Origin of the sequence: Pseudomonas sp. TH49 (assembly GCF_016650625.1) — a bacterium.
GTDB classification, from domain to species: domain Bacteria; phylum Pseudomonadota; class Gammaproteobacteria; order Pseudomonadales; family Pseudomonadaceae; genus Aquipseudomonas; species Aquipseudomonas fluorescens_H.
Genome location: NZ_JAEKFL010000001.1, coordinates 3385277 through 3408555, shown reverse-complemented (window position 1 = coordinate 3408555; position 23279 = coordinate 3385277). Strand labels below are relative to the sequence as shown.

Annotated in this window: 23 protein-coding genes; 2 read left to right on the top strand and 21 right to left on the bottom strand. The window is 60.7% G+C overall.

The annotated features are described in order from the left end of the window. Positions 1-101 precede the first annotated feature (101 nt). The 14 genes from JFU48_RS15500 to JFU48_RS15435 form a co-directional block, all read right to left on the bottom strand. Complete coding sequence (locus tag JFU48_RS15500) at positions 102-740, bottom strand: TetR/AcrR family transcriptional regulator (RefSeq protein WP_045122584.1); 639 nt, start codon at positions 738-740, stop codon at positions 102-104. A 341-nt stretch (positions 741-1081) separates the two neighbouring features. Then, positions 1082-1867, bottom strand: a complete 786-nt coding sequence (locus JFU48_RS15495; protein ID WP_103484730.1) for a TatD family hydrolase — start codon at positions 1865-1867, stop codon at positions 1082-1084. 15 nt (positions 1868-1882) lie between these two features. Next, complete coding sequence (locus JFU48_RS15490; protein WP_003227030.1) at positions 1883-2239, bottom strand: PilZ domain-containing protein; 357 nt, start codon at positions 2237-2239, stop codon at positions 1883-1885. Positions 2240-2281: 42 nt separating this feature from the next. After that, complete coding sequence (locus JFU48_RS15485; RefSeq protein ID WP_201136879.1) at positions 2282-3265, bottom strand: DNA polymerase III subunit delta'; 984 nt, start codon at positions 3263-3265, stop codon at positions 2282-2284. Further along, on the bottom strand, positions 3258-3890 hold the full coding sequence (gene tmk, locus JFU48_RS15480; RefSeq protein ID WP_201136878.1) for a dTMP kinase: 633 nt from the start codon (positions 3888-3890) through the stop codon (positions 3258-3260). Before tmk ends, JFU48_RS15485 begins: the two co-directional genes overlap by 8 nt. A gap of 19 nt (positions 3891-3909) precedes the next feature. Continuing rightward, positions 3910-5082: an endolytic transglycosylase MltG gene (gene mltG / locus JFU48_RS15475; RefSeq protein WP_003227036.1), complete on the bottom strand. Its 1173-nt coding sequence runs from the start codon at positions 5080-5082 to the stop codon at positions 3910-3912. Between the two features lie 3 nt (positions 5083-5085). Then, positions 5086-5901, bottom strand: a complete 816-nt coding sequence (gene pabC, locus JFU48_RS15470; RefSeq protein WP_201136877.1) for an aminodeoxychorismate lyase — start codon at positions 5899-5901, stop codon at positions 5086-5088. Beyond that, entirely contained in the window at positions 5901-7145 is a 1245-nt protein-coding gene (gene fabF, locus JFU48_RS15465; RefSeq protein WP_003227039.1) for a beta-ketoacyl-ACP synthase II, read from the bottom strand. Before fabF ends, pabC begins: the two co-directional genes overlap by 1 nt. Positions 7146-7253: 108 nt before the next feature. Continuing rightward, positions 7254-7490, bottom strand: coding sequence for an acyl carrier protein (gene acpP / locus JFU48_RS15460; protein ID WP_003227051.1), 237 nt, complete (start codon positions 7488-7490; stop codon positions 7254-7256). Positions 7491-7686: 196 nt separating this feature from the next. Further along, entirely contained in the window at positions 7687-8427 is a 741-nt protein-coding gene (gene fabG / locus JFU48_RS15455) for a 3-oxoacyl-ACP reductase FabG (RefSeq protein WP_003227053.1), read from the bottom strand. 16 nt (positions 8428-8443) lie between these two features. Further along, positions 8444-9382 carry an ACP S-malonyltransferase gene (gene fabD, locus JFU48_RS15450; protein WP_003227054.1) on the bottom strand — a complete coding sequence of 313 codons (939 nt, stop codon included), beginning with the start codon at positions 9380-9382 and terminating at the stop codon, positions 8444-8446. Positions 9383-9505: 123 nt separating this feature from the next. After that, positions 9506-10516, bottom strand: a complete 1011-nt coding sequence (gene plsX / locus JFU48_RS15445) for a phosphate acyltransferase PlsX (RefSeq protein ID WP_201136876.1) — start codon at positions 10514-10516, stop codon at positions 9506-9508. A 4-nt stretch (positions 10517-10520) separates the two neighbouring features. After that, a complete protein-coding gene (gene rpmF, locus JFU48_RS15440; protein WP_003179396.1) occupies positions 10521-10703 on the bottom strand; it encodes a 50S ribosomal protein L32 in 183 nt (60 codons plus the stop codon). A gap of 13 nt (positions 10704-10716) precedes the next feature. Next, positions 10717-11244, bottom strand: a complete 528-nt coding sequence (locus JFU48_RS15435; RefSeq protein ID WP_003227058.1) for a YceD family protein — start codon at positions 11242-11244, stop codon at positions 10717-10719. A gap of 105 nt (positions 11245-11349) precedes the next feature. On the opposite strand from JFU48_RS15435, the gene JFU48_RS15430 reads away from it, so the two are divergent. Further along, the gene (locus tag JFU48_RS15430; protein ID WP_103484735.1) at positions 11350-11928 is read left to right on the top strand and encodes a Maf family protein; all 579 of its coding nucleotides are present in this window, start codon (positions 11350-11352) and stop codon (positions 11926-11928) included. Positions 11929-11976: 48 nt separating this feature from the next. Here the strand turns inward: JFU48_RS15430 and sppA are convergent, their stop codons facing one another. The 3 genes from sppA to rluC are packed head-to-tail and all read right to left on the bottom strand — an operon-like array spanning position 11977 to position 14602. After that, entirely contained in the window at positions 11977-12966 is a 990-nt protein-coding gene (gene sppA / locus JFU48_RS15425; RefSeq protein ID WP_103484736.1) for a signal peptide peptidase SppA, read from the bottom strand. A gap of 21 nt (positions 12967-12987) precedes the next feature. Further along, complete coding sequence (locus JFU48_RS15420) at positions 12988-13653, bottom strand: HAD-IA family hydrolase (RefSeq protein ID WP_201136875.1); 666 nt, start codon at positions 13651-13653, stop codon at positions 12988-12990. Further along, positions 13640-14602 carry a 23S rRNA pseudouridine(955/2504/2580) synthase RluC gene (rluC, locus tag JFU48_RS15415; protein ID WP_007950779.1) on the bottom strand — a complete coding sequence of 321 codons (963 nt, stop codon included), beginning with the start codon at positions 14600-14602 and terminating at the stop codon, positions 13640-13642. Before rluC ends, JFU48_RS15420 begins: the two co-directional genes overlap by 14 nt. Positions 14603-15301: 699 nt before the next feature. On the opposite strand from rluC, the gene rne reads away from it, so the two are divergent. Next, complete coding sequence (gene rne / locus JFU48_RS15410; RefSeq protein WP_201136874.1) at positions 15302-18538, top strand: ribonuclease E; 3237 nt, start codon at positions 15302-15304, stop codon at positions 18536-18538. Between the two features lie 190 nt (positions 18539-18728). Here rne and JFU48_RS15405 read toward each other — a convergent pair whose 3' ends face one another. From JFU48_RS15405 to JFU48_RS15390, 4 genes are read right to left on the bottom strand one after another with little or no spacing between them, the layout of a single operon-like run. Then, positions 18729-19325, bottom strand: a complete 597-nt coding sequence (locus JFU48_RS15405; RefSeq protein WP_103484739.1) for a nucleotidyltransferase family protein — start codon at positions 19323-19325, stop codon at positions 18729-18731. A gap of 14 nt (positions 19326-19339) precedes the next feature. Next, entirely contained in the window at positions 19340-20302 is a 963-nt protein-coding gene (locus JFU48_RS15400) for an XdhC family protein (RefSeq protein ID WP_201136873.1), read from the bottom strand. Beyond that, positions 20302-22623 carry a xanthine dehydrogenase family protein molybdopterin-binding subunit gene (locus tag JFU48_RS15395; RefSeq protein ID WP_201136872.1) on the bottom strand — a complete coding sequence of 774 codons (2322 nt, stop codon included), beginning with the start codon at positions 22621-22623 and terminating at the stop codon, positions 20302-20304. Before JFU48_RS15395 ends, JFU48_RS15400 begins: the two co-directional genes overlap by 1 nt. Then, a complete protein-coding gene (locus JFU48_RS15390) occupies positions 22620-23090 on the bottom strand; it encodes a (2Fe-2S)-binding protein (protein ID WP_003227073.1) in 471 nt (156 codons plus the stop codon). Before JFU48_RS15390 ends, JFU48_RS15395 begins: the two co-directional genes overlap by 4 nt. Positions 23091-23279: the final 189 nt, after the last annotated feature.

Below are 23279 nucleotides of genomic sequence, written 5' to 3'. Positions count from 1 at the left end.
TTGACTCACAAATCAAGTTTTAGCAAGCCCTATGCCTGAGTATATTCCTGCGCTACTGCGCCATGTAGCGAAATCATGGCGCAATAAGGCAGCTGAATGGCTCAGCTGCTTGGGATTTCCGGATCGCGCTTGCGCTTGTTGCCCATGCGCACGCCGATGTCCATCAGGAACTGGAAGAAACCTTCCTGATCTTCCAGCACATTGCTCCAGAACGGCGAGTGATACAGCGCCACCGCGCCGTGCACCAGCGCCCAGGATGCGCAGTAGTGGAAGTACGGCGGCACGTCTTCGAGCTTGCCTTCGCTGATCCGGCCCTTGATCAGCAGGGTCAGGCGTTCGAAGTTCGAGGCACGGATCTTGTGCAGCTCCTCGACCATTTCCGGCACCTGATTGCCTTTTACGACCTTCTCTTCGAGGCGGTCGAACAGGCGATAGCGCTGCGGGTCACGCATGCGGAATTCGAAGTAGGCACGGGACAGCGCTTCCTTGTCCTTGTCGACATCGGCCGAATGCAGCAGCTCGTTCAAATCGCGCTCGTAATCGAGCATCAGGCGCAGGTAGATCTCGGCCTTGGACTTGAAGTGCTTGTAGATCGTGCCTTTGCCGATACCCACGGCATCAGCAATCATCTCGACGGTGACACTGTCTTCACCTTGATCGAGGAACAGCTTGAGCGCGGTATCGAGAATTTCTTGCTCGCGGCGACGAAACTCACGGACCTTACGAGGTTCTTTGTGCATAAGAAAAGGTCTGTAGGGGTCAAAATTCGAAGCCGCGTATTATGCCTAACTTGCGCAAAAATGCACGGATCATCCGACCATATCTGTGTTTGTTGTTCATTTCGGGAACGTTTGTGGCGCAATGAGAACTCATCTGAAGCGCATGTATTCCAAATTTGTTTAAAAACCCCGACCGGCCAACTGGACTGCACGCCAGACTGATCAATACTTGAACTGTCGGACGGCATCTCCCCCAAGTGCCGTGCCGATAAAGGTACCAAGGGACCGCGTGCCTTTGTTTTACTCCTAATGGTCTTAACCCGGATTCACCCCCCAGAACCCGGGTTTTTTTTGCCTGCGATTCAGGCTTTTACATGAGCCAACGGGAACAGCCGCTTGAAGTTCTCGGTGGTCTGCTCGGCAAACCGCTCATAGCTTTCTCCGCGCAGCATCGCCAGAAACTCTGCCACTTCGCGCACATACTGCGGCAGGTTCGGCTTACCGCGATAAGGGATCGGCGCCAGATACGGCGAATCGGTCTCCACCAGCAGGCGATCGGCCGGCACCTTGCTGGCCACATCACGCAGGGCGTCGGCATTGCGGAAAGTGACGATGCCCGACAGGGAAATGTAATAACCCATGTCCAGCGCAGCCTTGGCCATGTCCCAGTCTTCGGTGAAACAATGCAGCACACCGGCCTGGGGCAACGCCGCTTCACGCAGCAGTTCGAGGGTATCGGCGCGGGCGCCTCGGGTGTGGATGATCACCGGCTTACCGGTCTGCTGGGCGGCTTGCAGGTGCAGGCGGAAGGATTCCTGCTGCAGCTCGGCGGCTTCCGGTTCGTAGTGATAATCCAGACCGGTTTCGCCGATCGCCACCACTTTCGGGTGATTGAGTTCGTGCAACAACCAGTCGAGCGCCGGCGCGGCGCCCGGTTGCACATCCAGCGGATGCACGCCGACCGAGCAATCGACGTCGTCATAACGATCCGCGAGGGCTTTGACGTCGGCAGCGTTGTCGGCACTGACGCCGATGCACAGAAAGTGCCCTACCCCGCGCTGGCGCGCAGCATCGAGTGCAGCATCCAGCGAACCGTCATGGGCGGCGAGGTCGAGGCGATCAAGGTGACAATGGGAATCTACGAGCATAAAAGAGACTGCAACTTACATCGTATGAGTGGGACGGTCGGACTTCAGTGCTCCGGCCAGATGGGTTTCAATGCGACTGCGGGCGGTGTTGTCGCCCTCGTTGAATTGCACGCCGACACCGGCGGCGCGGTTGCCCTGGGCGCCTTTGGGGGTGATCCAGGCGACCTTGCCGGCCACCGGAATCTTCTCCGCCTCGTCCATCAGGTTCAGCAGCATGAACACCTCGTCGCCCAACTTGTAGCTCTTGTTGGTCGGGATGAACAGGCCACCGTTCCTGATGAACGGCATGTAGGCGGCGTAAAGCACCGATTTGTCCTTGATGGTCAGGGACAGGATGCCGTTGCGCGGCCCCGGGCTGATGGCTTCATTCATGTTGACCTCCACTGCTGATGTTCAGAGTCTAGGTACACATTCTTATCTTTGACCAGGCAATCCCGCCCATTGCACCAACAACGCTTCCAGCAGCAGTGCCGGGTTGAGGTTGGCCTTGCTCAGGACTTTCTGCCGCTGGGCGAGAATCCAGTCCTGAATATCGAGGACTTTGCCCTGGGCGCTTTTCTGCGCCAGGTACTGCACGACTTTGCGCATGTCGGTCAGACCGAGGCCGGCTTCATCCTGGGTCAGTTGATAGCGCAGGATCAGGCTCGACCAGTCGCAGAACCAGTCGAACAGGCGCAGCATCGGAATGTTTTTCCACTCTTCGGCCAATTGCGTCGGCGACTGCTGTTGCTTGAGCAGCTTCTTCACCCCTTCGACCACCTGCGCCCGCTGTTCGCGCACGCCCTGGGACTGCAGGCTGACCGCCGCCAGCGGCGAGCCGGCGGCCAGCGTCAGCAATTCGACGCGCTCCTCTTCAGAGCACTCCGGCAACGCCTGCGCCAACCATTGCAGGCTCATGGCCTCACCGGGCAGCGGACACGCCTGCTGCACACAGCGGCTCTTGATCGTCGGCAGCAAACGGCTCGGCTGGTGGCTGACCAGCAACAGCACAGTATCGCCGGAAGGCTCCTCAAGGCTCTTGAGCAGTGCGTTGGCGGCGTTGATGTTCATCGACTCCACCGGTTCGATCAGCACCACTTTGCGCCCGCCCAGTTGCGCAGTCTGCACCACGAAACTGACCAGATCGCGCACCTGATCGACCTTGATCGCCTTGTCGGCCTCCTCCGGCTCGAGGATGTAATTGTCCGGATGGCTGCCAGCCTTGAGCAACAGACAGGACTTGCACTCGCCGCACGCCTCGGGCGTCGGACGCTGACAGAGCAGGCTGGCCATCAGGCGCTCGGCCAGCGCGCGTTTGCCGATCCCGGCCGGGCCGTGCAGCAGATACGCGTGGGCGTGCTGACTACGTCCGGCCAGTTGCTGCCAGAGGCTGTCCTGCCATGGATAGGCCTCAGCCACGAATCAGCTCCAGCAAGTTCGGAATCAAGGTATCCAGCGATTGCTGAACCTTGACCAATGGCTGACCGGCATCGATGCGCACATAGCGCGCCGGGTCGGCTTCGGCGCGTTCGAGAAACGCATTGCGTACCGCTTCGAAAAACGCTCGACCTTCCAGCTCAAAACGATCCAGACGGCCACGGGCGCTGGCGCGGGCCAGGCCGATTTCCACCGGCAGATCAAAAATCAGCGTCAGATCCGGACGCAGGTCGCCCTGGACGAAAGTCTCCAGCGCGGCGATGCGTTCCAGCGACAAACCGCGACCGCCACCCTGATAAGCGTATGTCGAATCAGTGAAACGATCGCACAGCACCACCGCGCCGCGAGCCAGCGCCGGGCGGATCACTTCGGCCAGATGCTGGGCGCGCGCGGCGAACACCAGCAACAGCTCGGTGTCGGGGTTCATGACCTCGTCGGCCGGGGCCAGCAGCACATCGCGGATCCGCTCGGCGAGTGGCGTACCGCCGGGTTCGCGGGTCAGCAGCACTTCGATACCTTCGGCGCGCAGGCGCTCGGCGAGGTATTCGCGGTTGGTGCTCTTGCCGGCGCCTTCCGGGCCTTCCAGGGTAATAAACAAGCCAGTCACAGGCAGTCCTTAATCAAAGTCATTGCGCGTTTTGCGGAACGGCGGCATCCGGTGTCGGTGTGGGTTCCTGAGGAGGAACCTCCGGCAGCGCCTGCGGTGCAGTATCGGGCGAAGCCGCAGGAGTCGCTTCGGCGGCTGGCGCGGCAGCCGGTGTCCCCGCCGGTGCCGGGCTGGAGCGGTAATCGGCGCGGCGCTTGAGCTGGAATTCACGCACCGCGCTGTTGTGCGCGTCCAGGTCATCGGAGAACACATGGCTGCCATCGCCACGGGCGACAAAGTACAGGCTGTTGCCTTGCACCGGGTTCAGCGCAGCATGAATCGCTTCGCGGCCGACCATCGCGATCGGCGTCGGCGGCAGCCCCGGAATCACATAGGTGTTGTAGGGCGTCGGCTCTTTGAGATGCGCGCGCGTCAGCTTGCCGGTGTAGCGGTCGCCCAGACCATAGATCACGGTCGGATCGGTCTGCAACTGCATGCCCAGCGCCATGCGGCGCACGAACACGCCGGCAATCTGCCCACGCTCCTGCGGCACACCGGTCTCCTTCTCGACCAGCGAGGCCATGATCAGCGCCTGGTAGGGCTCGCTGTACGGAGCGTCGGCCGAGCGATTTTCCCACTCTTTGGCCAATACCTCGTCGAGTCGATCAAAGGCCTTCTTCAGCAATTCGACGTCGGAGACCCCGCGCACGAAGCGGTAGGTGTCCGGGAAGAAACGACCTTCGGGGAACAGACCGCGATGGCCGATTTTCTCCATCACTTCGCTGTCGCTCAAGCCCTTGAGGGTCTGCTCGATCTTTTCATCTTTTGCCAGCGCGGCGCGTACCTGATGGAAGTTCCAGCCCTCGACCAGCGTCAGGCTGTATTGCACCACTTCACCACGCTTCCACAAGTCGATCAGACCGTTGACGGTCATGCCCGGCTGCATACGGTATTCGCCGCTATGGATCGGCGTACCGGTCAGGTTGAAGCGCCAATAGATGCGTAACCAGAAGGCGTCCTTGATGACGCCATCGGTTTCGAGTTCAAGAAAGGTACGGGTCGGCGTCGAGCCTTTTGGCACATCCAGCAGTTCTTCCTGCGTGATGTTCAGCGGCTGTTCCAGCGCGGAATGAATTTTCCAGGCGCTGGCGCCCAGCAAAAGCCCTGCGAGAACCAGTCCGGTTTCCAGCAGCAGCAAGAGTTTACGTCTCACGAATCAGGCATCCAGTAGGGCGCGGGAAATGGTTTGCAGTTTACGGGTGAGTTTGCCAACCGGCCAGCTCAGTGCAGCGTAGGCGCGTACCGGCCAGACGCCATACACACTGTTGCAGACGAAGACTTCATCAGCCCATTGCAGCTGTTCGAGGCTGATGTCGGTGATTTGCGTGTGAATCCCCAGGGACTCGGCCTGAAACAAAATTTCCGCACGCATTACGCCGGCCACGCCACAGCGCTTCAGATCCGGGGTGATCAGTGCGCCGTCGCGCACCAGAAACAGGTTGCTGTACACGCCTTCGATGACGCGCCCGGCCTGATCGAGCATCAAGCCTTCGGCGTGTTCGCTGTCGCGCCATTCGGCACGGGCGAGCACTTGCTCCAGACGATTCAGATGTTTGAGACCAGCCAGCAAGGGCTGGTTAGCCAACCGCGTGACGCAGGGAAACAGGCGCACGCCTTGCTCGCCATGCACAGCAGGATAAGCAGCGGGCGGGTTGTCTTGCAGAATGCGTCGGCCCTGCGCCGCAGGATCGGGCGCATAGCCGCGCAAGCCGTCACCTCGGGTGAGGATCAGCTTGAGGACGCCCTCGCCCATCGCCACGGCATAGGCCAGCAGCTCGGTGCGAACCAGCTCGATATCCGCCGCGATGGCCAGACGCGAGCAACCCTCGGCCAAACGCGTCAGGTGACGATCCAGCAATACTGGCTGGCCGCCGTGCACAGCGATGGTCTCGAACAGACCATCGCCGTAAGCCAGGCCGCGATCTTTCAGCGACAGAGCGTCAGCCGGCTGACCGTCGACCCAGCTGTCCATCAGCCTGCGAACCGGCGGAACGCCAACGTGCCGTTGGTGCCGCCAAACCCGAAGGAGTTGGAGAGTACGACGTCGATGTCCATGTTGCGCGCAGTATGCGGCACGAAATCGAGATCGCAGCCTTCATCCGGCTCGTCGAGGTTGATGGTCGGCGGTGCCACCTGGCTATTGATCGCCAGCACGCTGAAGATCGCCTCGACCGCGCCCGCCGCACCCAACAGGTGACCGGTCATGGACTTGGTGGAGCTGACCGCCAGGTTGTAGGCGTGATCACCGAACACGGTCTTGATCGCGTTGGCTTCGGCAAGGTCGCCGGCCGGGGTCGAGGTACCGTGGGCGTTGATGTACTGCACCTGGTCGATGTTGATCTTCGCATCGCGCAGGGCATTGGTGATGCAGCGAGCCGCACCGGCACCGTCCGCAGGTGGCGAGGTCATGTGGAACGCATCACCGCTGGTACCGAAGCCGATCAGCTCGGCGTAGATCGTGGCGCCACGGGCCTTGGCGTGCTCGAGTTCTTCGAGCACCAGAGCACCGGCACCGTCAGACAGCACGAAGCCATCACGGCCCTTGTCCCACGGACGACTGGCGCGGGTCGGCTCGTCGTTGCGGGTCGACAGTGCACGGGACGCGCCGAAGCCGCCCATGCCCAGACCGCACGCGGCCATCTCGGCACCGCCAGCGATCATCACGTCGGCCTCGTCGTACATGATGTTGCGCGCGGCCATGCCAATGCAGTGCGTACCGGTGGTACAGGCAGTGGAAATGGCGTAGTTCGGCCCCTGTGCACCCAGGTGGATGGACAGAAAGCCGGAAATCATATTGATGATCGAGCCTGGCACGAAGAATGGCGAGATTCGACGCGGGCCCGTCTCATGCAGGGTACGGCTGGTTTCTTCGATGTTGGTCAGACCGCCGATGCCCGAACCCATGGCTACGCCAATGCGCTCACGGTTGGCGTCGGTGACTTCCAGACCGGCGTTGCGAACAGCCTGAAAACCCGCGGCCAGACCGTACTGAATGAACAGGTCGAGCTTGCGTGCTTCCTTGACCGACAGGTATTCCTCGACATTGAAGCCCTTTACCGAGCCGCCAAAACGGGTGGAATAGGCAGAAAGGTCGGTGTGTTCGATCAGACCAATGCCACTGCGGCCAGCCAGAATGCCCTGCCAACTGCTCGGCACATCCGTGCCCAGTGGCGACAACATACCCATACCGGTGACTACGACGCGTCTACGCGACACAGCACTCTCCTTTTTCAAATGACGACTTTGCATCAGGCCTAAAGAAAAAACCGCACGCCATGATGGCAGTGCGGTTTTTCCATGACAGCAGACAACGATTACAAACTATTACGCCTGGTGGCTAGTAACGTAGTCGATTGCAGCTTGTACAGTAGTGATCTTTTCAGCTTCTTCATCAGGGATTTCGGTCTCGAATTCCTCTTCCAGAGCCATCACCAGCTCAACGGTGTCAAGGGAGTCGGCACCCAGGTCTTCAACGAAGGAAGCAGTGTTGACCACTTCTTCCTGTTTAACACCCAGTTGCTCGGCAACGATTTTCTTGACGCGCTCTTCGATGGTGCTCATACCTTGTTTTCACTCCTAATGGACAAATTCAGGCAGCTGGCCAGTGGGTAAGTGTATAGAAAGGCTTTTCAGCTTTTCAACTGAAAGCTTCACTCCTCAAACCCTGCGGCCCTCTGCCTATAAATAGATTGCAGCTTTATAACGGATTTTAGACAGCTCGTATGACATTTTTTTGAAGCAATCCGTCACATTTTACTTACATGTACATCCCACCGTTCACCGGGATTGTAGCCCCAGTGACGTATGCCGCACCGTCGGATGCAAGAAAAGCGACCACCGAAGCGATCTCTTGAGCTTGCCCCAGACGACCCAGCGGAATCTGCGTCTGCAAGGCTTCACGCTGTGCTTCCGGCAGTTCGCGAGTCATATCAGTGTCGATGAACCCTGGGGTTACCGAGTTGACCGTAATCGAACGCGAACCGACTTCACGCGCCATCGCACGGCTGAAACCTTCCAGACCGGCCTTGGCGGCTGCATAGTTTACTTGGCCTGCGTTGCCCATGGCACCCACCACCGAGCCAATACTGATAATTCGGCCCCAGCGCGCCTTGGTCATACCGCGCAAAACGCCCTTGGACAAGCGATACAGACTGTTCAGGTTGGTATCGATCACGTCGTACCACTCATCGTCTTTCATGCGCATCATCAGGTTATCGCGGGTGATGCCGGCATTATTGACCAGAATCGCCGGCGCACCGAACTGCTCCTGAATGCTCGCCAGAACCTTGCTGACAGATTCATCGCTGGTGACGTTGAGTTCCAGGCCAGTGCCCTGGATGCCGTGTTCTTTCAGGGTGGCAGCAATCGCCTCGGCGCCTTTGGCGGAAGTCGCAGTGCCGATGACGACGGCGCCCTGACGACCCAGTTCCAGTGCGATAGCCTGGCCGATACCGCGGCTTGCACCGGTGACCAGTGCAACTTTACCTTGCAGACTCATGCAAGTTTCTCCTGATTCAGGCCAGCGCTGCACGGGCGGCAGCGAAAGCGTCTGGGGTATTGAGGTTGGAAGTCGAAACGCCTTCGGCGCAACGTTTGTTCAGACCGGCGAGCACCTTGCCCGGGCCGCACTCGACCAGACTGGTGGCGCCTTTGGCAGCCAGGGTCTGGACCGATTCAACCCAGCGTACTGGCTTGTACAGTTGTTCGAGCAGATCACGCTTGAGGGTCTCCAGATCGGCCGGCACTTGCGCACTGACGTTCTGGACCACCGGGATCTGCGGAGCCTGCCAGTCGATGGCGGCAATGGATTCGGCAAAGCGCTCGGCCGCCGGACGCATCAGCTCGCAGTGCGAAGGCACGCTCACCGGCAACGGCATGGCCCGCTTGGCGCCACGGGCCTTGCAGCCCTCGATGGCGCGCTCAACGGCCGCCTTGGCACCGGCAATCACTACCTGGCCCGGCGAGTTGAAGTTGACCGCGCTGACCACTTCGCCTTGCGCCGCTTCGGCACAGGCTGCCAGCACGTCGGCATCTTCCAGACCGAGGATGGCAGCCATGCCGCCCTGCCCGGCCGGAACGGCTTCCTGCATCAACTGACCGCGACGCTCAACGAGTTTCACCGCGTCAGCCAGGCTCAGGCTGCCGGCGGCAACCAGCGCGCTGTATTCGCCCAGGCTGTGACCGGCAACAAATGCCGGACGCGCACCGCCTTGAGCCAGCCACAGGCGCCACAGGGCGATCGAAGCAGTCAGAATGGCCGGTTGGGTTTTGTCGGTTTGATTGAGCAGCTCTTCCGGACCCTGCTGGGTCAGCGCCCACAGGTCATAGCCCAGAGCATCGGATGCTTCTTTGAAGGTTTCGAGGATCAGCGGATGTTCCGCGCCCAGCTCGGCCAGCATGCCGAGGGACTGCGAACCCTGTCCTGGAAAGACGAATGCGAGGGAAGCAGACATGTAACAAGCCCCTAATGATCTTGTCGTCGGAAAATGACGCCCCACTGAGGGACGCAAGAAACTGACAGTTGGATGGCCCTTTGAACCGGGCGGTCACATTTAAGCATTGTCCGACGAAATCGCCTAAGACAACAAATCCTCCAGACGACCATGGAGACGTTCGGGCAGATTCTCCTGAATCTCGATCAGTGCACGCTGAATCGCACTCTGAAACCCCTGAACCCCGGCCGAACCATGACTTTTCACCACAATGCCCTGCAAGCCGAGAAAGCTTGCGCCGTTATGTCGCGCCGGCGCCAGATCCGCCTGCAAGCGCTTCATCAATGGCAGGGCCAAAGCACCTACCACGCGGGAAGCGAAGTTTTTCTTGAACAAGGCCTCGATGCGCGCAGCGATCATCGTCGCCAGGCCCTCGCTGGACTTGAGCAGGATATTGCCGACAAACCCGTCACAGACCACCACATCTGCTTCGCCGCGATAAAGACCATCGCCCTCGACAAAACCGATGTAGTTGATGCCGCGCGCAGCCTGCAGCAAAGTCGCGGCCAGCTTGACCTGCTGATTGCCCTTGATGTCTTCGGTGCCGATATTCAGTAATGCGACACGCGGTCGGGCGATGCCCAGCGTCTGCGCCGCCACCGAGCCCATCACCGCGAACTGCAACAGATGCTCGGCGCTGCAATCGACGTTGGCGCCCAGATCGAGCAACTGGCAATAGCCCTTCTGCGTCGGAATCGCCGCCACCATCGCCGGCCGATCAATCCCCGGCAAGGTCTTGAGCACGAAACGCGACAGCGCCATCAACGCACCGGTATTACCGGCGCTGACACAGGCCTGAGCCTTGCCGTCACGCACCAGCTCCAGGGCGACACGCATCGACGAATCCGGCTTGCCACGCAAGGCCTGAGTCGGCTTTTCGTCCATGGTGATGACTTCAGACGCCGGAACAATCGTCAGGCGCGCGCGATCGGCAGCCGACTGGCCCTGGATCAGTTCTTCAAGAAGGGAGGATTGACCGACGAGGGTCAGGTGCAGCGAGGGCGTAGCAGAAAGGCAAGCAAGGCTGGCCTGAACAATGCTGCGGGGACCGAAGTCCCCGCCCATTGCGTCAATCGCGATGACTTGAGCGGACAAGTGATTACTCGTCAGCGCCCTTGTCGATCACTTTACGGCCACGGTATACGCCTTCTGGCGATACGTGGTGACGCAGGTGAACTTCACCAGTGGTTTTTTCTACAGACAGGGTGCTAGCCTCGAGAGCGTCGTGCGAACGGCGCATGTCACGGGCGGAGCGGGATTTTTTGTTCTGCTGAACAGCCATAATTGATTAACTCCTAAACGTTTGGGTCACGCTTTAACTGCGCCAATACACTGAACGGGTTGGACCGCGTTACCTCGTCCTCGCTCGGTTCGGGTTCATCTGCTCCCGCCGGCTGCTGGCATTCTTCCGGATGATGAGCAGGCACAATGGGCAAGGCGAGCAGAAGCTCCTCCTCGATCAGTGACTGCAGATCCAATGGATCTTCGCCCAGTTCCAGCACGTCATAACCTTTCGGTAACGACTGGGTATTCGCACCCTCCTTCACTACAGCGTAACTGCATTCGCTGTGGATCGGCAGGGTGACCAGCTCAAGACAACGCTGGCAGACCATTTTGACTTCGGTGTCGATAAAGCTGTGGATCACCACAGATTTACGTTCATCTCGTTCAAAAACGAATTTGGCCTGCACCTTACCGACATCGTCGGAAAGCGGGTCGCAGAGTCTCTTCAAATCGGCCAGCAGCAGTTCACCTTGAAGGGTGGTGCCACGGTCAGCCAATTTGCGCGGGTCAACGTGAGGTGGAATCGGGTCATTCAACATAGGCGCAGCATTATAGGGATGCACCCACCCATGTCAAAGGAAATTGTGCCCTGTCCGTCACTTGCGTGCCTCCGCTAGAATTCGCACCTGCCTCAGGAGACGCCAATGCTGCCTTTATTACTCGCCTCAAGCTCGACTTATCGCCGGGAATTGCTCGCCCGCCTGCACCTGCCGTTCGTCTGCAGCTCGCCAGATATCGACGAAAGCCACCAGAACGGCGAATCCGCCATCGAACTGGTCAAGCGCCTCGCCGAACAGAAAGCCCGGGCACTGGCTGCCAGCCACCCTGCCCACCTGATTATCGGTTCGGACCAGGTTGCCGTGCTCGGCGAGCGGATCATCGGCAAGCCACACACCTTCGACAAGGCTCGCGAGCAACTGCTGGCGGCCAGCGGCGCCAGTGTGACCTTCCTCACCGGCCTGGCCCTGCTCAACAGCCAGACCGGCCTCTGCCAGGTCGACTGCGTGCCATTTACCGTACACATGCGCCAACTCGACGAAGCGCGCATCGAACGCTACCTGCGCCTCGAGCAGCCCTACGACTGCGCCGGCAGCTTCAAGGCCGAAGGCCTGGGTGTGAGCCTGTTTCAATCCACCGAAGGGCCTGACGCCACCAGCCTGATCGGCCTGCCACTCATCCGCCTGATTGACATGCTACTGGCCGAGGGCGTGCAAATTCCGTGACGCACAAAAAACCGGCCATCAAGGCCGGTTTGTTTATCAGACGAACTGTCAGCGCAACGAAGGCCCGTGGAAACCCATCCACATCGCCAACTGCTCAGCCACGCTGGCACCGAGCTTTTTCGAGAAGCGATCGAACGGCGATTCCTGCACGGTGAAATCCACCAACTCCTTCTCGCCAATCACATCCCGCGCCACCGAACTGGTATTGCCCAGACCATCGATCAAACCCAGCGGCAGAGCCTGCTCACCTGACCAGACAAGACCGGAAAACAATTCCGGATGCTCTTTGTCCTTCAAACGCTCGCCACGCCCCTGCTTGACGCTATTGATGAACTGGTTGTGCGTGGTATCCAGCACCGTCTGCCAGAACGCCGTTTCATCCGGCTTCTGCGGCTGGAACGGGTCGAGGAACGACTTGTGCTCGCCAGACGTGTAAGTGCGACGTTCAACGCCGAGCTTGTCCATGGTACCGACGAAACCGTAACCGGCCGCCGTCACACCAATCGAACCGACCAGACTCGCCTTGTCGGCATAGATCTGATCTGCCGCACTGGCGATGTAATAGGCACCGGACGCCCCGAGATCGGAAATCACCGCATAAACCTTGATGTCCGGATGCAGACCGCGCAGACGCTTGATTTCGTCGTACACGTAACCCGACTGCACCGGGCTGCCGCCAGGACTGTTGATCCGCAGGATTACACCTTTGACCTTCTTGTCCTCAAAGGCTGCACGCAGACTGCCGACAATGTTGTCGGCGCTGGCCGGCTCCTTGTCCGCGATCACACCAGTGACGTCGATCAGTGCGGTGTAGTTCGGCCCGCGAGTGGCGCTCTTTTCCATGTCCATCAGCGGCGTGAACGCAATCAGAGCGATAAACAGATAAACAAAAGTCAGCAGTTTGAAGAAAATCCCCCAGCGCCGCGAGCGACGCTGCTCCTGCACACCGGCGAGCAAGGTCTTTTCCAACAGCTTCCAGCTTTTCGCGTCACCGTCGTCGGCACTTGCCTTGGCCGGTGCTTTCCATTCGTCGGTCATCCAGTCCACCCCAGAAAAAACTTATTTGGCCTGCTGCCCCAGCCAGGCATGCAACTCACTAAAATGGTCGATCGACAGGCGCGGCTCGAACTGCTGCAGCGAGTCAATCGACTGCGCGCCGTAGCTGACCGCCACAGAGGCCATGCCTGCATTGCGCGCCATCAGCAGATCAAAGGACGAGTCCCCGACCATCAGCGCCTGCTCGGGATGCACGCCGCAGTGGTCGAGAATCTGCTCCAGCATCAACGGATGCGGCTTGCTCGCCGTCTCGTCGGCGGCGCGGGTGATATCGAAAAAATCTTCCCAGCCATTGGCCTTCAGCACCCGATCCAGTCCGCGACGATTCTTGCCGGTCGCGACCGCCAGATGAAAACCCTGCTCACGAAAGGACGCCATCGACTCGACTACACCCTCGAACAGCGGCGAAGGCACGGCTTCTGCCGCGATGTAGTGATCGGCGTAGTACTCGCGAAACAAGGTCATCTCGGCATCGCTGATCTCCGGGTACAAGGTGCGGATCGCCTCGGGCAAGCCCAGACCGATGATGCCCTTGACGGCAAAATCATCGCGCAACTCGAAACCGGAACGCCCGGACGCAGAATGCATCGCCTCGACAATCCGACCAATGGAATCGGCGAGGGTGCCGTCCCAATCGAAAATCAGCAGCTTGTAATCAGATGGGCGCACTCAATCGCTCCACGGTCTTGGCCCACATTTCATCGACCGGTGCCTGCAACTTGAGCTCACCGCCATCAGGCAGCGGCACGGTCAGCATGTAGGCGTGCAGGAACAGGCGCTTGCCGCCCAGATCACGGATTTCCTTGCTGAAACCGTCATCGCCGTACTTGGTGTCACCGGCAATGCAGTGCCCGGCGTGCAACGTGTGGACGCGGATCTGGTGCGTACGGCCGGTGATCGGCTTGGCTTCGATCAGGGTGGCAAAGTCGCCAAAGCGGCGCAGGACCTTGAACACGGTCACCGACTCCTTGCCCTCCTCCTCGTCGACCTCGACCATGCGCTCGCCGGAGCGCAGATTGCTCTTGCCGAGCGCCGCACGGACTTGCTTGATCGAAGTCGCCCAGTTGCCGCGAACCAGTGCCATGTAGCGCTTGTCGACGCCGTCTCCGCGCAATGCGGCGTGCAAGTGGCGCAACATGCTGCGCTTCTTGGCGATCATCAACAGACCGGAGGTATCACGGTCGAGACGGTGAACCAGCTCCAGTTCCTTGGCATCGGGGCGCAACTGACGAAAGGCTTCGATGACACCGTAATTCAAGCCGCTGCCGCCGTGAACCGCAATGCCGGCGGGCTTGTTGATCACGATCAGGGCTTTGTCTTCGTAGACAATCGAGGCTTCCAGGCGCTGCAACAGACCTTGGGCCAATGGCACCGGCTCGTCGCGCTCAGGCACGCGAACCGGCGGCACGCGCACGATATCGCCGGCCTGCAGCTTGTATTCGGGCTTGATCCGCCCCTTGTTCACACGCACTTCGCCTTTACGCAAAATGCGGTAAATCAAGGTCTTGGGCACGCCTTTGAGCCGGGCAAGGAGGAAATTGTCGATTCGTTGGCCGGCATACTCCGGCGAGACTTCAAGCAGTTGAACGCCTGGAGTCGAAGGGGCAGTAGTTGTCATGTCGCGGATGATAACAATTTTTATGGAATTGAAGCACTTAATCATTGCTGCTATAGTCGCGAACGCCGCCAAAAGCGGCCTGGACAGCGGAACCACGGTCAAAAACCGGCCCTGACCAACGCAATTCACCAGGACGCGAGGCCGTCCTACGGGGCTTTCGCTACGTAACGGTGGAGTTTGCAGTTGTAACAAGCGCAGGTGACATGAGGCCTGAATTACACCGTCGAGCAGAGTTTTCACTCGCCTGACAGGCAAATATTCGAGGCCAGTTCACAAAGTGCAGTCAGCTGCAGATGACCCCGAGCGAAGGCTTCGGAAACATCGCCTGAATTAGCCATGATGCGTGACCTCCCCTTTCGGAGCTCACGGTAAATGCCAACCCGCTGCGGATTCTGCGCGCGGCAGCACCCGAATTATCAGGGATACGTGTAGGGTGGAGATGCACAACCGCCGGACTGTGTAGCAATAGGCTTTATCAAGACGCTTCATCTCGTCCACAGCCGCTGGTTGATTCCTCCTCCTGACTGAGTGCTTAAGTAGCCACAGCAAGCAGGACGCGTACGTCGCGATATCGGCCCAATTGGCCTGACATCGCTGGACACGGGAATGGCCAACCACTCCCGACGCACCTGACACCGACCGTGAGAAGTCGTGTGTGCCGAACGCCGTTTCCGGCAGCCCGGAAACCGACGGTACTACATGAAAAGAATGCTGATTAACGCAACTCAACCCGAAGAGTTGCGTGTTGCACTGGTAGATGGCCAACGCCTCTACGACCTGGACATCGAATCCGGTGCACGCGAGCAGAAAAAGGCCAACATCTACAAAGGCCGTATCACTCGCATCGAACCAAGCCTTGAGGCTGCCTTTGTCGATTTCGGCTCCGAGCGCCACGGCTTCCTGCCCCTCAAAGAAATCTCCCGCGAATACTTCAAGAAAGCCCCTGAAGGCCGCGTCAACATCAAGGACGTCCTGAGCGAAGGCCAGGAAGTCATCGTTCAGGTCGAAAAAGAAGAACGTGGCAACAAGGGCGCCGCCCTGACCACTTTCATCAGCCTGGCCGGTCGTTACCTCGTGCTGATGCCGAACAACCCGCGTGCCGGCGGTATCTCCCGTCGCATCGAAGGCGAAGAGCGCAACGAACTGCGTGAAGCGCTGAACGGTCTGGTTGCTCCAGCCGACATGGGTCTGATCGTGCGCACTGCCGGCCTGGGCCGCAGCAGCGAAGAAATGCAGTGGGACCTCGACTACCTGCTGCAACTGTGGACCGCCATCAAAGAAGCCTCGCTGGATCGCTCCGCGCCGTTCCTGATCTATCAGGAAAGCAACGTGATCATCCGCGCCATCCGCGATTACCTGCGCCAGGACATCGGCGAAGTGCTGATCGACAGCGTTGAAGCCCAGGACGAAGCCCTGACCTTCATCCGCCAGGTGATGCCGCAGTACGCCAGCAAGATCAAGCTGTACGAAGACAGCGTGCCGCTGTTCAACCGTTTCCAGATCGAAAGCCAGATCGAGACCGCTTTCCAGCGCGTCGTCGAACTGCCTTCCGGCGGCTCCATCGTCATCGATCCGACCGAAGCCCTGGTGTCCATCGACATCAACTCGGCGCGCGCCACCAAAGGCAGCGACATCGAAGAAACCGCGCTGCAGACCAACCTTGAAGCCGCCGAAGAAATCGCCCGTCAGTTGCGCCTGCGCGACATCGGCGGCCTGATCGTCATCGACTTCATCGACATGACCCCTGCCAAGAACCAGCGCGCCGTGGAAGAGAAAGTCCGCGAATGCCTGGAAGCCGACCGCGCTCGCGTGCAGATCGGCCGCATCTCGCGCTTCGGCCTGCTGGAAATGTCCCGTCAGCGCCTGCGTCCATCGCTGGGCGAAAGCAGCGGCATCGTCTGCCCGCGTTGCAACGGCACCGGCATCATCCGTGACGTTGAATCGCTGTCGCTGGCAATCCTGCGCCTGATCGAAGAAGAAGCCCTGAAAGACCGCACTGCCGAAGTGCGCGCTCAGGTGCCGATCCCGGTCGCCGCGTTCCTGCTCAACGAAAAACGCAACTCGATCACCAAGATCGAACTGCGCACCCGTGCCCGTATCGTCATTCTGCCGAACGATCACCTCGAAACCCCGCACTTCGAAGTTCAGCGTCTGCGTGACGACAGCCCGGAAGCTGCGACCAACCAGTCCAGCTACGAAATCGCTGCTGCCGCTGCCGAAGTCGAAGAAGTCCAGCCAGCCGCTGCGACCCGTACCCTGGTTCGCCAGGAAGCCGCGGTCAAGACTGCTCCGGCCCGCGCCAACGCTCCGGTGCCGACCGAAGTCGCCGCGCCTGCCGCCGCTGCACCTGCCCCGGTTGCCGCGCCAGAGCCAAGTCTGTTCAAAGGCCTGGTGAAATCGCTGGTCAGCCTGTTCGCGACCAAAGAAGAGCCAGCCGCTCCGGTCGTCGTTGAAAAACCGGCCACCGAGCGTCCGGCCCGCAACGAAGAGCGTCGCAACGGTCGTCAGCAGAGCCGCAACCGTAACGGTCGCCGCGATGAAGAGCGCAAGCCGCGCGAAGAACGTGCACCGCGTGAAGAGCGCGCACCACGTGAGCCGCGTGAAGAGCGTCAGCCTCGTGAAGCCCGTGAGCCGCGTGAAACCCGCACCGAAGCGCCAGCCGCTCGCGAAGAACGCGCACCACGCGCTCCGCGTGAAGAACGTGCACCACGTGCGCCACGTGAAGACCGCAAGCCACGTGGCGAGCGTGAAGAGCGTGTCCGTGAACTGCGCGAGCCACTGGACGCCGCTCCGGCCGCACCCGTAGCTGCTGCCGCTGCCGCTGTTGTCGCAGAAGAGCGTCCAGCCCGTCAGCCACGCGAAGAACGCGCCCCACGCCCACCGCGTGAAGAGCGTCAACCACGTGCCGAACAGACTGCTGCGGTAGCCGAAGAAGAAGTCATCACCGGCGAAGAGCAACTGTCGGAAGATGGTCAGGACAACGCCGAAGGCGATCGTCCACGTCGTCGCTCCCGTGGTCAGCGTCGTCGCAGCAACCGTCGCGAGCGTCAGCGTGATGCCAACGGCAACGTGATCGAAGGTTCGGAAGAGTCCGAGTCCGGCGAAAACGCTGAAACAGCACCAAGCGCTGCCGATCTGGCTGCCGGCCTGGCCGTGACCGCCGCTGTTGCCAGCAGCGTGATCAGCGCTCCAGCCGAAGCACAGGCACACGAGCAAGCTGAACGCGCCACCGCCGCCACTCTGGAAACTGCTCCAGTGGAAGCGCCGGTCGTTGAAGCCACCACCCCAGTGGAAGTGGTTGCTGCTCCGGAAGTCGAAGTGGCACCGGTTCGCGAAGCTCAGCCTCAGGCTGAAGTCGCTGCCGAGCCTGCTCCGGTTGTCGAGGCGCCAGTTGTGGTCGCAGAGCCGGTTGCTGAAACCGTCGCTGAAACCGTGACCGAAACCGTGCGTGAAGTTCGCGAAGAACAGACCGCCTTCAACTGGGTTGCCGAGCCTGCCGTCGCTGAAACGCCAGCGCCAGTAGCAGAAGCCCCGGTGGTTGAAGAAGCCAAGGCCGCCGCGCCAGTGGTTGAAGTGGCCGAACCTGCTCCAGCGCCAGTGGTTGAAGCACCGGTCGTCGAAGCGCCTGTGGTTGCTGAAGCCCCTGCTCCAGTGGTTGAAGCCGCTCCGGTCAGCGCCCTGACGCCAAACGGCCGTGCGCCAAACGACCCACGTGAAGTGCGTCGCCGCAAGCGTGAAGCCGAGCGTCTGCAGAAGGAAGCCGAACTGGCTGCCGCTGCTGCTCCAGCTGCTGAAGTCGTAGAGGTTGCTGCTTCCGTGACTGAAGAAGCGGTGGTTGAGTCTGTGATCGCCGAAGCACCACGCTCCGTTCAGGACGCGGCCGAGCATCACCAAGAGGCCCAGGAAAAAGAACACGAGCCTAAACCGCTCGTCTGATTCCGAAAGCCAATAAAAAGCCCCGCCTGAGCAATCAGGCGGGGCTTTTTTATCTCATCCAATTCAAGCATCACCCCGACCCCTTGTAGGAGTGAGCCTGCTCGCGATAGCGGTGTATCAGCCTCCACAAATGACACTGACCCACCGCTATCGCGAGCAGGCTCACTCCTACAGAGGATTTATGCAGGGCTCAGGATTGAGTGAACACCAACGCCTCAGGCACATCGATATCCCACAACACCCCGGGATCATCCACCACCACTTCAACCACCCGCCCCTGCTTGAACAACGGTCTGGCCCCGCGATCGCCACTCAACGCCTGCAACGCCGGCCCAAAAGAACGCCCAAACCCCACCGGATGCCCAAACTCGCCCTCCTGCACCGGCACACTCACCGCATCCTCGGCAATCGCCGCCACCACCCGCTCAATACTCGACGGCAAAATAAACGGCATATCCCCCAGCACAATCAACCAGCCATCCGCCTCCGGACAAGCCGCAACGCCCGCCGCAATGCTGTCACCCATCCCGCTCGAATCAATCGAGACCACCTCACAGCCATAGGCCTGCGCCATGCGCATCGCCTGCGGCCGCGCTTCGGTGGTGACCAGCACCCGCTTGTCGAGACCGGCCGGCAGATTCAGCAATACCTGCTCGATCACCGAACGCACCGCACCATCACGCCCGGTGCAATCGGCCAGCAGCTTGTCCTTGTCGTCACCCGCAACCTGACGAAAGCGACTGCCCTCGCCCGCCGCCAGCACAATCACTGCGATGGATCGACTCATGACGCCTCCACAACTTACTTCTGTTTCAACTCGACGCCGTTCTTGATCGCGACGATCTCCGCCAACAACGACAGGGCAATTTCCGCCGGTGAATGGCTGCCGATGTGCAAACCGATCGGCCCGTGCAAACGGTTGATCGCCTCGGGTGACAAGCCCAGCTGAGCCAGATTGTCCCGGCGCTTCTGACTGTTGACCCGCGATCCGAGAGCACCGACATAAAACGCGGGTGAATCGAGTGCGGTGAGCAGCGCCATATCGTCCAGGCGCGGATCGTGGGTCAGCGCAACGATGGCCGTGCGTTCGTCCGTCTGAATGCTCAACACCGCGTCATCCGGCATGCCCGGGACAAAGCGACCGTGGTGCTCTTCCCAACCGTAGACGAACTCGGTACGCGGATCGCAGATCAGCACCTCGAAATCCAGCAGCCGCGCCATGTCCGCCACGTAACGCGACAGCTGTCCGGCGCCGATCAACAACAGACGCCAGCGTGGACCATAAATGGCGCGCAGGGTCTTGCCGTCGAATTCGAGCACATCGGATTTGCTCGCCGCCGACAGCACAACCTCACCGGTTTCGATGTTCAGCTGACGGGCGACAATCTCATGGTTTTCACAACGCGCCAGCAACTCCGCGACCCACGCCGGATCACCGACCCGCTCCTCGGTCAGACGCAGCGTGCCGCCACAGGGCAAGCCGAAACGCGCCGCCTCCTCGCGAGTGACGCCATAGGTAATCAGTTGTACCGGCGGGCCGTCGCTGGCAATGCGCCCGTCGTGCAGGCGGGCGATCAGGTCATCCTCGACACAACCGCCCGACACCGAGCCGATCACCACGCCGTCCTCGCGCAACGCGAGCATCGCGCCGGGTGCCCGGGGCGCGGTGCCCCAGGTCTGCACCACGCTGAACAGCACCACTCGCTGCCCGGCGCGGCGCCACTCGAGCACGCTGCGCAGGACGTTGAGGTCGACGCTGTCCATTACGCGTGCGCCTTCTGCCAGCCCTGCAACTGATAACGCACCGGCAAGTTGCGGATGCGCTGACCAGTGGCGGCGAAGATCGCGTTGCACAGCGCCGGCGCAATCGGCGGCACGCCCGGCTCACCGACACCACCCAGCGGCACGTCGCCCGGCGGCGTCACCAGATGCACGGCAACTTCCTTCGGCGCCAGCGACATGCGCGCCACTTCGTACATATGGAAGTTGTCCTGTTGGACCTTGCCGTCCTTGAAGCTGATTTCACCCAGCACCGCGTTACCCAGGCCCATCACACAGGCGCCTTCGAACTGCGAGCGAATGCGTTCAGGATTGATCTGCGGCCCACAATCGACGGCGATGTCAGCCTTGTGCACGATCAGCGTGCCGTCGTCCTTGACCTCGACTTCGATCACCGCCGCCACATAGGTGACGAAGCTGTAATGCACCGCCAGGCCGAGGCCGCGTCCTTTCGGCAATTGGCGCCCCCAGCCGGCAGCCTTGGCGGCGGTCTCCAGTACCGTGCGCATGCGTCCGGTGTCGATCGGATAGCGCTCGGGTGATTCGCCGTAGTTCCACTCCTCGCTCAGGGTACGCGGGTCGATCTGCCGATCCGGGCCGAGCAACCTGATCTGGTATTTCAGCGGATCAACACCGGCCTTGTGCGCCAGTTCATCGACAAAACTCTGGATCGCAAAACCGTGGGGAATGTTCGACACCGAGCGATACCAGCCGACCCGGGTGTGCACCGTGGCTTCGGGGTTTTCCAGACGCACGTTGGGAATCGCGTAGGCCATGTTGGTAAAGCCCATGCCCAGTTCGAACGCCGCCTCATGGTTCATGCCCGGAGCGAACAGCGCCGTAATACTCGGCGCCACCGTGCGATGCAGCCAGCCGGAGGGCATGCCGTCCTTGCCAACGGCGGCCTTCAGGTACTCGGCGGACACCGTGTGGAAATACGAGTTGTGGATGTCATCCTCGCGCGTCCATTGCACCCGCACCGCTTTGCCGGGGAACTCTTTGGCGAGGATCGCCGCTTCGACGACGAAATCCGGCTTGGATTTACGGCCGAAACCGCCACCGAGCAGCGTGACATTAAAGGTGACATTGTCGAACGGCAGCCCGAGGCGCTCGGCGATGCGCTCGCGAGTTACCTGCGGCGCCTGACTCGGCGCCCACGCCTCACACACGCCGTTGTTGTAGCGGGCGATGGCAACCATCGGCTCCATCGGTGCCTGCGCCAGATGCGGCAGATAGTAGGACGCTTCGAGACTGCTCGCTGCGCCGCTCAGGGCTTTGTCGATATCGCCGGTGTTGCGCACCACTTTGCCGGGTTTGCGCGACGCCGCTTCCAGTTCCTTGCGATAAGCGATCGAGTCATAACTGGCATTAGGGCCGTCGTCCCACTCGATTTTCAGCGCCTCACGACCCTTGATCGCTGCCCAGGTATTGCTGGCAATCACCGCTACACCGCCCAGTGGCTGGAATTCCGAAGGCAGTGGGCGGCTTTCGATCTGCATGACCTTCAGCACGCCAGGGACTTTCAGCGCTGCGCTGTCATCCAGCGACTTGACCTTGCCGCCATACACCGCCGGACGCGCGATGGTCGCGTAGAGCATGCCGTCGAAATGCACGTCGGCGCCGTACACCGCGCGCCCGTTGACGATGTCGGCACCGTCGATGGCTTTGGTGCCTTCCTTGCCGATGTAGCGAAACTCTGACGGCTGCTTGAGGCGCAGGCTGTCACGGGCCGGCACCGCCAGCGCACTGGCTGCAGCGGCAAGTTCGCCGTAACCCAGCTCGCGACCGGACGGTTTATGCAAGACTTTGTGCAACTGCGCCTGGCACTCGCCCACCGGCACCTGCCACTGCGCGGCGGCGGCTTGTTCGAGCATGGTCCGGGCCGCCGCGCCGCAACGACGCATCGGCTCATACCAGTGACGCATGCTGCGTGAACCGTCAGTGTCCTGGTTGCCGAAACGTACTTCGTCACCCGGCGCTTGCTGGACTTTGACTTTGGCCCAATCGGCGTCCAGTTCATCAGCGACCACCATGCTCAGACTGGTGCGCACGCCCTGGCCCATTTCCGAGCGGTTGCAGACCACGGTGACCGTGCCATCCGCGGCAATGCTGACGTAGACCTTGGGATCGTCGATCCAGCCATTGGGCATGCCGTCGGCACCGAACTTCTTCGGTTTGTCTTCAGCCAACGCATCCTGCCAGCCCCAGCTCGCGGCCAGCACCAATGCGCCCGTGGCGCCGACGCCTTTGAGAAAACCGCGACGGCTGAGATTGCTCAGGGCGAAATCATTCGGCAAGCGGCTCATGCCTTGGCCTCCTTCAAGTGAGTGGAGGCCTGGCGGATCGCGGTCTTGATCCGGTTGTAAGTGCCGCAACGGCAAATGTTGCCGACCATTGCCTCTTCGATCTGCTCGTCGCTCGGGTTCGGATTGGTTTTGAGCAACGCGGTGGCGGACATGATCTGCCCACCCTGACAAAAACCACATTGCGCCACGGCGCTGTCGAGCCAGGCTTGCTGCACCACCTGCCCCACCGGATCGGCGTGCAGGTTGTCGATGGTGGTGACGTTCTGCCCGATCACCGAACCGATCGGCGTGATACAACTGCGCGCCGGCAAGCCATCGATGTGAATGGTACAGGCGCCGCACAGGCCCATGCCGCAGCCGAATTTGGTGCCGTTGTATCCGGCGACGTCACGGATTGCCCAGAGCAGCGGCATGTCTTCGGTGACGTCCAGTGGGTGATCCTGGCCATTGAGTTTCAGGGTAATCATGGGCACGCCCGCATATTCTTGGTGGTTATGGGGTCGAGCAGAACTGGCGGTGGTTCACGCAGATCGACTCAGGCTAATCGGCCGATACACATCAGTGAAGCTGAATACTGATCCTGTGGCGAGGGAGCTTGCTCCCGCTGGATTGCGGAGCAGGCCCTTCTTGAAAGCGTGGCCGCTACGCGCCCCAGC